The sequence below is a fragment of the Bradyrhizobium sp. LA2.1 genome, from assembly GCF_040547725.1.
Taxonomy (GTDB): Bacteria; Pseudomonadota; Alphaproteobacteria; order Rhizobiales; family Xanthobacteraceae; genus Bradyrhizobium; species Bradyrhizobium barranii.
Genome location: NZ_JBEPQI010000027.1, coordinates 48,751 through 60,752, shown reverse-complemented (window position 1 = coordinate 60,752; position 12,002 = coordinate 48,751). Strand labels below are relative to the sequence as shown.

The window sequence follows — 12,002 nt, the reverse complement described above, 5'->3', positions numbered from 1 at the left end:
AACCGTGATTCCTAGGCCCCGGTTTTGAATACGCAGATCTGGCGCGATCGGGCATGACCCAAGGTCAGTTCGGCCGGCTCGGGAGCGGCTTTAATTTCGGGCGACACCGACGGCCAATAACTCCGTCGGAAAGCCAGTGTCCTCGCCATTTGTCTCGAACCCAAGGGTGGCAAGCGCTGCATCGCCTCTAGGCCAGATCAATTCGGCGGAGACAATCCAAGGATTCACTTCTCCAGTCGAAATCGCAGTTCGAACTCCAATGTGCACGAATTCCGGGTCATCGTCGGATGGCCCTTGCGCCCCCGGAGCAAGGAGGCGAAAGGGCGTTGAAAACTAAAGGAAACTTATTTCTCAAGGCTTCGATCGCCACGGCATACGGTGGTACGAGACGTGGTACGAACGTGAACAGACGCGGCTAGCTTTGCAAAAAAGGCTTATTTTGTTGGTAGCGGGAGAGGGACTCGAACCCCCGACCCCAGGATTATGATTCCCGTGCTCTAACCAGCTGAGCTACCCCGCCACAGGGTCGCGAGGGCCGAATAAGGCCGATCTCGCGAACGCGCGGCATATAAGGAAGGGGGCGGCGGGCTGTCAAGCAAAGTGGACCGCCTTTTCCCGCCTTCGCCGAGGCTACGGCGGGGCAAGCCGGCTTGTGAATACTGGCCCATTTATCGCTGAATCCGTCATAGTTGGGTTTGTCCTGGCCACCACGCCCGCCGGCCCAAGAACGTGGATGCCCGGGACGAGCCCGGGCATGACGAGATTGGAGAGGGCAGAATCACCCTATTTCGGCCTGACCGTGGGGTCGCCGCCGGGGCTGCCGGGGGGTGGGATGACCGGCATGGCACCGTCCGTAGAGGGCGCCGGAGCGTGCATGTCGGGATCGACGCCGGAGGGCGGGCAGAGCACGCCGTCGGATTTGGCCAGTTTGTCGCCGAGCGGTTCCCGGGATTGGCCGGTGGTGGTGCCGTCGGGCGCGGTGGCGCGGTTCGGGCGATCCTGCGGCATGCAATTGGCGGCGTGCTGGGCCGATGGCGGCGCGGTCGCTTGCGGCGGCGTTGCAGGTCGCGGCGGGGCCTGCGCGATCGCGCTGCCTGAGGCGGCGATCAGGAGGCTGGCCAGGATGATGTTTGATGTCGTGCGCATGGGAGGGAAACGTCTCCGGCCATGCGGAGGTTCCGGCCGACGCACGGCGAATTGAAGCGCGGGAAATTGGCTGGCGGTTTCCTCGCGGCCGATCCTTCGAGACGCCTTGCGCGGCAACAGTGCTGGCCGACGGCGCGATCCCGGCAAATCACGCTCACGATTTGACGTAGCGGATCAGCGAAAAGTGCCCCATCGGCGGCATCGGGCGGCGCTCGGCGAGCGTGACGCCGCGGTGCCTGGCGGCCCAGTTGACGAGGCGGTCCCACGGGAATTCCGGGCGCCAGCCGAGGCGGCGGGCGATGGGCGCGAAGGCGAGCTCGAACAGCTTGCGCGGGCCGCGCTCGGCGCCGATGTGGTTGACCAGGATCAGCTCGCCGCCGGGCTTGAGCACGCGTACGAACTCGTCGAGCGTACCTTCGGGATCGGGCACGGCGGTGATGACATATTGCGCGACCACCGCATCGAAAAAGTTTTCGGGGAAGGCGAGATTCTTCGCGTCCATCACCGAGAGCACTTCGACATTGCTAAGCCGCAGCGCGCGCACGCGCGCCTGCGCCTTGCGCAGCATCGGCTCGGAGATGTCGACGCCGCAAATCTTCGTGGTGCGCGAATAATCGGAGAGTGAAAGCCCGGTGCCGACGCCGACGTCGAGGATGCGGCCGCCGATGCGGTCGGCCTCCGCGATGGTCGACTGCCGTCCGGCGTCAAAGACCTTGCCGAACACGAGATCGTAGACCGGCGCCCAGCGGCCATAGGCCTTCTCGACCCCGGCCCGCGAGATGTCTGCTGCCATGCCCCCTGCCCCGGAAATTTTCTAGCCGCGTACCGCTTCCACCAGCGGCCTCGCAGTGCTCGTTGCGACTTTCGCGGCGGCGCTCTGGATGAAGCCGCCACCGAGCACGCGTGCCTGCCCCGAGGGCGCGTCGTAGAACACGCAGGCCTGGCCGGGCGAGACGCCCTCCTCGCCGGCGACGAGCTCGACTTCGTAATGGCCGTTGCCGCCGCGCAGCCAGGCCGGCTGCGGGCTGCGGGTCGAGCGGACGCGCACGAACATCTCGAGGCCGGCGCCGATGGCGCGGTCGATGTCGCCGTCGCCGATCCAGTTGACGTCGCGCAGCACGATGCGGTGCATCTTCAGCGCATCGCGCGGGCCGACGACGACGCGGCGGCCCGGAGCATCCAGCCGCACCACGAACAGCGGTGCGTGAGCGGCAATGCCGAGGCCGCGGCGCTGGCCGACGGTGAAATTGGCGATGCCGTTGTGCCGGCCGAGCACGCGGCCGTCGAGATCGACGATGTCGCCGGGGTCCATCGCGTTCGGACGCAGGCGAGTGATGATGTCGGTATAGCGGCCGGTCGGCACGAAGCAGATGTCCTGGCTGTCGTGCTTGTCGGCGACCGCGAGACCGAAGCGGCGCGCGAGCTCGCGCGTTTCGGGCTTGGTCATGTCGCCGAGCGGGAAGCGCAGGAAGTCGAGCTGCTCCTGCGTGGTCGCGAACAGGAAGTAGCTCTGGTCGCGGTCGCTGTCGGCGGCGCAGACCAGCGCGCGCGAGCCGTCGTCGCGGCGGCGCGAGGCCACGTAATGGCCGGTGGCGAGCGCCTGCGCACCGAGCTCGCGCGCGGTCTTCAGGAGGTCGCGGAACTTGACGGAGCGGTTGCACTCGATGCACGGCACCGGCGTCTCGCCGAGCGCGTAAGAGTCGGCGAAATTGTCGATGACGGACTCGCGAAAGCGATCCTCGTAGTCGAGCACGTAATGGGGAATGCCGAGCTTGGCGGCGACGTCGCGGGCGTCGTGGATGTCCTGGCCAGCGCAGCAGGCGCCCTTGCGATGAGTCGCCGCGCCGTGATCGTAAAGCTGCAGCGTGATCCCGACGACGTCATAGCCCTCGGCCTTGAGCAGGGCAGCCGTCGTCGAGGAATCGACGCCGCCCGACATGGCAACGACGACCCTGGTGTCCTCAGGACGGCCTTCGAGATCCAGACTGTTCAGCATGGGCCTTAAAGCGTTGTGACGGCGGCGTTCGCGATCCGCGATGACTTGGACATTCTTCGGCTTCCGGCGGGACATCGACGCTCCCCGGGAACTTTGGTTCCCCCGGGGGCACGACTGCCCGGTCGAAAGCGGCTGAGAGCAGCTCTTTAATATAGGCCGCATTCCGGTGAAGCAATCACGCGGGCGGCCGCTTAGGGCAATTCTTGCCGGGGAGGCAGAAATGGCGGGGCTCTTGCGTTCCTCGCGGCGGTGGCGAAAATCACCCAATTAATTGATTTTGCTAGATAAAATAGATCTCCAGGAAGCTGGCCCGCTCCTTGCTACCTCTATGCTGAAGATGTTTCCAAGAGGTTTTCCGTGGTCGGTCGGGCGTCAGACGTAGCAGCCAGCGTGCAAGTCCAGAGCGCGCAGCAAAAGCCTGCCCGGTCGCAGAGCTCCAAGGACACGTCCAGCAACGACTCCTTCGGCTCGCTGGTCGACAGCAACACCCAGGCGATCAGCAACAACGCGCCGCCGCAGGACACCGCGCCGCGCCGGACCGAGTCGTCGTCCGCCCCAGACAAGAGCCCGCGCGATACCGCCGCGACCGACCAGCCCTCGCAGAGCAAGGCGAACGACGACACCGACACATCGGCCCCCACCGCGAACGACGCGACGGCCGATCCGGCCAAGCCGACCAAGGACAAGTCCGAGACCTCCGACGCGAAATCGTCGGAGAAAGCCGACGGCACCAAGGGCGACAAGACCGACGGCACCGTTGCCGCCACCGCCGATGCCGCCGTGCAGCCCGACGCGGCGCAGGTCGCCGTGCCCGATCCGAACGCCATCGTGGTGGCCCCGCCCGTGGTACCGGTCGATCCGAACGCGGCCGCGAGCCAGGCCAGCGATGCCGCCGCCTCGCCGCTGACGATTGCGGCCGCCGGCATCGCCGCCAGCGCTTCCACCGCGGCGCAGATCGCAGGCGGCAAGACCGACACCGCCACGGCGAGCGACAAGAGCGCCAAGACCGCGGGTGCCAAGGTCGATACCGACACGACGACAACGCTGGGCGATGCCGCCACCGGCACGACCGACGGCACCGCGACCGATGCCAAGACAAATGGCGGCTTGGTCGCCGCCGTGGACCAGGGCACGCCGAAGCCTTCGTTCAAGGCCGTCGCGACCGCGCAACGCGAGAGCGACGTCTCCAATATCGGCCAGGACGCGGGCCAGGCGAACGCCACGCAAACCGCGGCGACGACCGCGCATGCGCAAGCCGCCAAGCCGCAGGCCGAGGCGAACCCGACCGACGCGAAGGCCGGCGCCTCCGACCGCTCCGATGCGACGCCGGCGACGGCAACCACGCACGCGCATGCCGGCACGCAGGCCGCGGTGCCCACGACCGACACCAGCGCGCAGGCCGCCTCCACCATCCAGGCGCCGCTGACCAATACGACGTCGGCCGCCACCGCATCGACCGCGACGCTCACCGCGACCGCGGCAAATTCCACGCCCGTGCCGATCAGCGGCGTGCCGGTCGAGATCGCAGCCGCCGCGCGTGCCGGCAAGACGCGCTTCGACATCAGCCTCGATCCGATCGACCTCGGCCGCATCGACGTCCGCATCAATGTCGACCGCAACGGCCAGGTCACCTCGCATCTCACCGTCGAGAAGCCGGAGACGCTGCAGATGCTGCGGCAGGACGCACCGCAATTGCAGCGCGCGCTCGACGATGCCGGCCTCAAGACCGGCAGCAACGGGCTGTCCTTCAGCCTGCGCGACCAGAATTCATCGGGCCAGAATTCCGGCCAGAACAACGACAATGGCGGCAATGCCCGCCGGCTGATCATCAGCGAAGACGACACCGTTGCTGCGGCGCCCGTCGGGCGCAGCTACGGCCGCATGCTCGGATCGAGCAGCGGCGTCGACATCAGAGTGTGAGGAGTATTCGAACATGACCACCACGAATGCCGCCACCGCCCCGACGCCCGTCTCCGGGACCACCGACGTCCCGAAGTCGTCCTCGTCGAACTCGCTGAGCTCGAACACGGGCGCGACGCTCGCCGGCAACTTCCAGACCTTCCTGACGCTGCTGACGACGCAGCTGCAGAACCAGAACCCGCTCGATCCGCTCGACACCAACCAGTTCACCCAGCAGCTGGTGCAGTTCGCCGGCGTCGAGCAGCAGCTCAAGACCAACGATTCACTGTCCCAGCTCGTCACCCTGCAACAGACCACGCAGGCGACTCAGGCGCTGGGCTTCGTCGGCAAGACCGCGCTGGTCGACGGCTCGACCGCGACCATGACGAACTCGTCGGCGACCTGGCATCTCAACGTGCCGACCGACTCGACCGTCGACATCACGGTTGCCAATTCCACCGGCCAGACCGTGTTCACCGGCAAATATACCGCCGCCGCCGGCACCGACATTCCCTTCACCTGGAGCGGAATGGGCAATGACGGCACGCAATGGCCGGACGGCAAGTACACGATCACGGCGACGGGTAAGGATGTCGCGAACAACAACGTCGGCATCGCCGCGCAGGTGCAGGGCGTGGTGTCGTCCGTCGACCTGACCCAGTCGCCGCCGCTGCTCACCATCGACGGTGCCAGCTACACCCTGAGCCAGGTGAAGAGCATCATCGCCACCAGCAGCAACTAAAGGCGCGCGCCTCGCCACACACGAGATGTGATCCCCGCGAACTCAGGGGATCCATCACCGCAGGACGTCGTTTTCGCGTGAGACCGTAACCCCGAGTCGTCGTCAAACTACTCGCTGGGGTTATGGGTCCCGGGCTCGCGCTACGCGCGCCCAGGGACGACAGTTGGGGCTTCGCCGGCTCCATTCGTTAGTAAAGTATTTACGAAGACCCCGCTCGGCCGGCTCGGATCATGGTGTCCAGCCCTCCGGGCCGGCTGTGTTCCAGCCATTTTCAACGAGAATTGTATTGAAGCCTTAGGCTTAGCGGATTTTTAAGCCCGCACGCGTAGGGTTACGGCGTGAGTTCAGTGGTTGAGAGTTTGTGAGTACGCCATGACAGAACCCCATCGCCCGAGGGTAAAATACGTCATCGGGCCGGACGGCAGTCCGCTGACGATCGCAGATCTGCCCGCACCCGGCACCAAACGCTGGGTCATCCGCCGCAAGGCCGAAGTCGTCGCCGCTGTGCGTGGTGGACTTCTCTCCCTCGAGGAGGCCTGCAGCCGTTATACCCTGACGGTCGACGAATTCCTCTCCTGGCAGTTTTCCATCGACCAGCACGGTCTGGCGGGTCTTCGCACCACCCGCATCCAGCAATATCGCCAGTAAGCGATCCGGAAATCTGCAGCTTTTGACGAAAATCGGCCTCGCACCGCGAGGCCGATTTTTTTCATGTTTCCTTTTGGCGCGACTTTTGTCCCAGCTCTTAACCTTCGTTAACCATATCGAAACCATCACCTAGGCAATAATTGCCCAGTCGACCGCTCGGTTGCGGGTCGAAGCTTCGGGGCGGTTGCTTGCAAGGTCTTGCGGACTTTTTGAAGGGTATCGGCGCCGCCCGGTTCGGGGCGATGATCGCGGTCACCGCCGCGCTCATCGGCTTCTTCGCGTTCGTCATCATGCGCGTGACCACGCCGCAGATGACGACGCTGTTCACCGACCTCTCGGTCGAGGATTCTTCCGGCATTATCAAGGATTTGGAGCGACAGGGCATCCAGTTCGAGCTGCGCAATGAAGGCAGCATCATCATGGTCCCCAAGGACAAGGTCACCCGCCTGCGGATGAAGCTCGCCGAAGGCGGCCTGCCCAAGGGCGGCGGCGTCGGCTACGAAGTGTTCGACAAGTCGGATGCGCTCGGCACCACCTCTTTCGTCCAGAACATCAACCATCTCCGCGCGCTCGAAGGCGAGCTCGCCCGCACCATCCGCGCCATCGACCGCATCCAGGCGGCCCGCGTCCACCTCGTGCTGCCCGAGCGCCCGCTGTTCTCGCGCGAGGCGCCGGAGCCGTCGGCCTCGATCGTGGTGCGGGTCCGCGGCTCGCTCGAGGCCCAGCAGATCCGCGCCATCCGTCACCTCGTCGCCTCCGCCGTCAACGGGCTGAAGCCGCAGCGCGTCTCGATCGTCGACGAGGCCGGCTCGTTGCTCGCCGACGGCGCCGCGACCGATCCGGAGCAGGCGGTCGGCGACGAGCGCCGCACCGCCTTCGAGAAGCGGATGCGCAAGCAGGTCGAGGACATCGTCTCCTCCGTGGTCGGCTCGGGCCGCGCCCGCGTCCAGCTCTCCGCCGATTTCGACTTCAACAAGATCACCCAGACCTCGGACAAGTTCGATCCCGAGGGCCGCGTGCTGCGCTCGAGCCAGACCCGGGAAGAGAGCAGCCTCACCGCCGACAACAACGGCCAGGTCACCGTCAACAACGAGCTGCCAGGCAACCAGCAGAACAGCGGTCCGACGGCGAAGGACCAGAGCAAGAAGACCGAAGAGACCAACAATTACGAGATCTCCCGCACCACGAAGACCGAGGTGACCGAGGCCGGCCGGGTCAACCGCATCTCGGTCGCCGTGCTGGTCGACGGCATCTATTCCAAGAACGACAAGGGCGAGCTCGCCTACACGGACCGCACCAAGGAACAGCTCGATCGCATCGCCACCCTGGTGCGCTCGGCGATCGGCTTCGACCAGAAGCGCGGCGACCAGGTCGAGGTCGTCAACCTGCGCTTTGCCGACGCCCCCTCCACCGCCCCGATCGCCGAGCCCTCCGGTTTCCTTGGCATGCTCCAGTTCACCAAGGACGACGTCATGTACTTCGTCGAGCTCGGCGTGATGATGCTGCTCGGCCTGGTCGTGCTGTTCCTGGTGATCCGGCCGCTGGTCAAGCGCATCCTCGCCTCCGAGGAGGTCGCCGCCGCGATCTCCGGCGCCCTCGCCGGCCCCGTCGCTTCGGAGGAGACCGCGCCTGCCGGGCAGGCGCTGCTGCCGGGCGGCGCCGCGAGCGCGATCGACGTCGCCACCATTCAGGGCCAGGTCCATGCCCAGTCCGTTCATCGCGTCGGCGAGCTCGCCGAGCGCAACCCCAACGAAACCGTCGCCATCATCCGCCAATGGCTGACCGAACCCGCGAAATAATCGAGAAGTGAACTGACATGGCCGGCAACCTGCAAAACGCCAACTCCAACGACATCACCAGCGTGATCTCGACGCTCGGTGCCCGCCAGGGCAGCCGCGCGGGCGGCAAGACCGAAGCGGTGACGGGACCCAAGCGCGCCGCGATTCTGATGCTGGCGCTGGGCGAGCAATATGGCGGCAAGATCTGGTCGATGCTCGACGACGACGAGGTGCGCCAGCTCTCGCTGGAAATGTCGACGCTCGGCACCGTCGAGGTCGATACGGTCGAGGACATGCTGCTCGAATTCGTCTCGCGCATGTCGGCTTCCGGCGCGCTGATGGGCAATTTCGACGCCACCGAGCGGCTGCTGCAGCAGTACCTGCCGCCGGAGCGCGTCAACGGCATCATGGACGAGATCCGCGGCCCCGCCGGCCGCAACATGTGGGAAAAGCTCTCCAACGTGCAGGAAGAGGTCCTCGCCAACTACCTCAAGAACGAATATCCGCAGACCATCGCAGTCGTGCTGTCGAAGCTGAAGCCGGAACACGCCGCGCGCGTGCTCGGCATCTTCCCCGAGGAGCTCGCGCTCGACGTCGTCAACCGCATGCTGAAGATGGAGGCGGTGCAGAAGGAGGTGATCGAGAGCGTGGAGAAGACGCTGCGCACCGAATTCATGTCCAACCTGTCACAGACCCGCCGCCGCGACGCCCACGAGGTGATGGCGGAAATCTTCAACAATTTCGACCGCCAGACCGAAACCCGCTTCATCACCTCGCTGGAAGAGGACAACCGCGAATCGGCAGAGCGGATCAAGGCGCTGATGTTCACCTTCGACGACCTCGTGAAGCTGGATTCCGGCTCGGCCCAGACCCTGATGCGCAATGTCGACAAGGACAAGCTCGGCGTCGCGCTCAAGAGCGCCAACGAGGACGTCCGCAACTTCTTCTTCGGCAACATGTCCTCGCGCGCGGCCAAGATGCTCCAGGACGACATGGCGGCGATGGGCCCGGTCCGCCTGCGCGACGTCGACGAGGCCCAGGCGCTGCTGGTCAACCTCGCAAAAGACCTCGCCGCCAAGGGTGAGATCATGCTGACCAAGAACCGCGCCGACGACGAGCTGGTGTACTGATGGGCGCCCCGGCAAAATTCCTGTTCGACACCGACTTCGCAGCGCCGGAGCGGTCGCCGCGCGAGAAGGCTGCAACCGCCGCCGAGATCGCCCAGAAGATCGCGGAAGCCGAGGCGCGCGCCTATCAGGACGGCTTTGCCGCCGGCCAGCGCGAAGCCAAGGCCGAGAGCGACCGCCGCGTCGCGCTCGCCATGGAAGAGATCAACATCGGTGTCCGCGGCGTCGCCGCCGGCATCGGCAACATCGAGACCAAGATGGAGACCGAGGCGGTCGACGTGGCGGTGGCGGTGGCGCGCAAGCTGTGCGCCGATCTGGTCGCTGCCGAACCGCTCGGCGAGATCATGGCGCTGGTCAAGGACTGCTTCTCGCACCTTGTCGCGACGCCGCATCTCGTCGTGCGCATCAACGACGCGCTCTACGACAGCGCGCGCGAGAAGATGGAGCGGCTCGCCAAGCAGAGCGGCTTCGAGGGCCGGCTGGTCATCCTGGCCGAGCCCGATATCGCCACCGGCGACTGCCGGATCGAATGGGCCGACGGCGGCGTCGTGCTGGAGCGCGGCGCCATCGTGGCCAAGATCGACGAAATGGTCGGACGCTATATCGCGTCCCGCAGGGGGAGCTAAGCCATGAGCGACACCGACGGACAGGTCCCGCTGCCCGATCTCAACGGCCCGATGCCGCCGACCGGTACGGACGTCGGCTACAACGAGGACGAATATGCTGCGCGCGCCGCCGCCGACCTCGAAGCCGTGTTCGACGTGCCGGTGCAGGTTTCGGCCGTGCTCGGCCGCTCCAAGATGGACGTCAGCGAGCTGTTGAAGCTCGGGCCCGGCACCGTGCTCGAGCTCGACCGCCGCGTCGGCGAAGCCATCGACATCTACGTCAACAACAAGCTGGTCGCCCGCGGCGAAGTCGTCCTGGTCGAGGACAAGCTCGGCGTGACCATGACCGAAATCATCAAGACCGAACGCAGCTAGTAGCGCAAGGAATGACGCGCGGCAGCGCGACCAGACGGACAGGAGACTGACATGCGGCTTCTCATCGTTGGCACATTGAAGGGCCAGCTCACCACCGCCACCAAGATCGCGATGGAGAACGGCGCCACCGTGACCCATGCCGAGGATCACGAGCAGGCGATGCGCGTGCTGCGCGGCGGCAAGGGCGCCGACCTCCTGCTGGTCGACGTCGCCCTCGACATCCGCGACCTCGTGATGCGGCTCGAGGCCGAGCACATCCACGCGCCGATCGTCGCCTGCGGCATCACCAACGACGCCCGCGCCGCGGTCGCCGCGATCCACGCCGGCGCCAAGGAATACATCCCGCTGCCGCCGGATCCGGAGCTGATCGCCGCGGTGCTAGCCGCGGTCGCCAACGATTCCCGCGAGCTGGTCTATCGCGACGAGGCGATGGCCAAGGTGATCAAGCTCGCCCAGCAGATCGCGGGCTCCGACGCCTCGGTGATGGTCACCGGCGAATCCGGCACCGGCAAGGAAGTGCTGGCCCGCTACGTCCACACCCGCTCGGCCCGCGCCAAGCGTCCCTTCATCTCGATCAACTGCGCCGCGATCCCCGAGCATCTGCTGGAATCCGAACTGTTCGGCCACGAGAAGGGCGCCTTCACCGGTGCAATCGCGCGCCGCATCGGCAAGTTCGAGGAAGCGACCGGCGGCACGCTGCTGCTCGACGAAATCTCGGAGATGGACGTCCGCCTGCAATCGAAGCTGCTGCGCGCCATCCAGGAGCGCGTGATCGACCGCGTCGGCGGCACCAAGCCGGTGCCGGTGGACATCCGCCTCATCGCGACCTCGAACCGCAACCTGGCGGAAGCCGTGCGCGAAGGCACGTTCCGCGAGGACCTGCTGTTCCGCCTCAACGTTGTCAATCTGAAGATCCCGCCGCTGCGCGAGCGTCCCCTCGACATCCTCGAGCTCGCCCAGCATTTCGTGAAGAAATATGCCGAAGCCAACGGCGTACCGGTGCGCCCGATCTCCGCGGACGCGCGCCGCGTGCTCTCGACCAACCGCTGGCAGGGCAACGTCCGCGAGCTCGAGAACACCATGCACCGCTCGGTGCTGATGGCGCAGGGCGACGAGATCGGCCCCGACGCGATCCTCACACCCGACGGCGACCGCCTCGACCTCGCCAAGACCGCCCCGGCCGTGGCGCATGCGACCATGGCCGCCGAGCAGGTGACGCGGGCGCTTGTGGGCCGCACCGTCGCCGACGTCGAACGCGACCTGATCCTGGAGACGCTGAAGCACTGTCTCGGCAACCGGACCCATGCCGCGAATATCCTGGGCATCTCGATCCGCACGCTGCGCAACAAGCTCAACGAATATTCCGACGGCGGCATCCCGATCACACCGGCGGGAACGCCGGGCGAATATCCGCGGATGCCGATGGTGGGGGCGTAGGTCTCCACGCTGGTTGAGACTGCAAATGCCCGGGCCAACTCCCGGGCATTTTGTTTTTGTTGGTGAGGCGCGTAGTCGCCACATTCTCAGTGTCGTCCCGGCGAACGCCGGGACCCATAACCCCAGGGAGGAGTTTCGCGAAGACCCGTCGTTCGGTACTCCTACCGGCCACATCGATAGATTCCGCGGTATGGGTCCCCGCGTTCGCGGGGACGACACCGGTGGACATGGCCGCACCGCATCCGGCGA

General features: G+C 66.0%; 11 protein-coding genes and 1 tRNA gene. 8 read left to right on the top strand and 4 right to left on the bottom strand.

Annotated elements, in window-relative coordinates:
• Nucleotides 1-443 precede the first annotated feature (443 nt).
• The 4 genes from ABIB95_RS37660 to mnmA all read right to left on the bottom strand — a co-directional run bounded on the left by ABIB95_RS37660 (nt 444) and on the right by mnmA (nt 3,142).
• Nucleotides 444-520, bottom strand: a tRNA-Met gene (locus ABIB95_RS37660).
• 263 nt (nt 521-783) lie between these two features.
• On the bottom strand, nt 784-1,146 hold the full coding sequence (locus tag ABIB95_RS37655; RefSeq protein WP_028153254.1) for a hypothetical protein: 363 nt from the start codon (nt 1,144-1,146) through the stop codon (nt 784-786).
• Between the two features lie 154 nt (nt 1,147-1,300).
• A complete protein-coding gene (locus tag ABIB95_RS37650; RefSeq protein WP_166080997.1) occupies nt 1,301-1,939 on the bottom strand; it encodes a class I SAM-dependent methyltransferase in 639 nt (212 codons plus the stop codon).
• 21 nt (nt 1,940-1,960) lie between these two features.
• Entirely contained in the window at nt 1,961-3,142 is a 1,182-nt protein-coding gene (gene mnmA / locus ABIB95_RS37645) for a tRNA 2-thiouridine(34) synthase MnmA (protein WP_063981204.1), read from the bottom strand.
• A 357-nt stretch (nt 3,143-3,499) separates the two neighbouring features.
• Between mnmA and ABIB95_RS37640 the strand changes: the two genes are divergently transcribed.
• From ABIB95_RS37640 to flbD, 8 genes are all read left to right on the top strand, one after another.
• The gene (locus ABIB95_RS37640) at nt 3,500-5,062 is read left to right on the top strand and encodes a flagellar hook-length control protein FliK (RefSeq protein WP_354247346.1); all 1,563 of its coding nucleotides are present in this window, start codon (nt 3,500-3,502) and stop codon (nt 5,060-5,062) included.
• A gap of 13 nt (nt 5,063-5,075) precedes the next feature.
• On the top strand, nt 5,076-5,783 hold the full coding sequence (locus ABIB95_RS37635; RefSeq protein ID WP_085399144.1) for a flagellar hook assembly protein FlgD: 708 nt from the start codon (nt 5,076-5,078) through the stop codon (nt 5,781-5,783).
• A gap of 372 nt (nt 5,784-6,155) precedes the next feature.
• Nucleotides 6,156-6,431 (top strand): CtrA inhibitor SciP, encoded by a 276-nt coding sequence (sciP, locus tag ABIB95_RS37630; RefSeq protein ID WP_002714638.1) that lies wholly within the window; start codon nt 6,156-6,158, stop codon nt 6,429-6,431.
• Nucleotides 6,432-6,619: 188 nt separating this feature from the next.
• Nucleotides 6,620-8,230, top strand: coding sequence for a flagellar basal-body MS-ring/collar protein FliF (gene fliF, locus ABIB95_RS37625; RefSeq protein WP_354247343.1), 1,611 nt, complete (start codon nt 6,620-6,622; stop codon nt 8,228-8,230).
• 17 nt (nt 8,231-8,247) lie between these two features.
• Entirely contained in the window at nt 8,248-9,339 is a 1,092-nt protein-coding gene (gene fliG / locus ABIB95_RS37620) for a flagellar motor switch protein FliG (protein WP_028153248.1), read from the top strand.
• Entirely contained in the window at nt 9,339-9,962 is a 624-nt protein-coding gene (locus tag ABIB95_RS37615; RefSeq protein WP_063981200.1) for a FliH/SctL family protein, read from the top strand. Before fliG ends, ABIB95_RS37615 begins: the two co-directional genes overlap by 1 nt.
• A 3-nt stretch (nt 9,963-9,965) precedes the next feature.
• Nucleotides 9,966-10,316, top strand: coding sequence for a flagellar motor switch protein FliN (gene fliN / locus ABIB95_RS37610; RefSeq protein WP_018318401.1), 351 nt, complete (start codon nt 9,966-9,968; stop codon nt 10,314-10,316).
• A gap of 51 nt (nt 10,317-10,367) precedes the next feature.
• Complete coding sequence (gene flbD, locus ABIB95_RS37605) at nt 10,368-11,753, top strand: sigma-54-dependent transcriptional regulator FlbD (RefSeq protein WP_354247340.1); 1,386 nt, start codon at nt 10,368-10,370, stop codon at nt 11,751-11,753.
• The last annotated feature ends 249 nt before the right edge of the window (nt 11,754-12,002 follow it).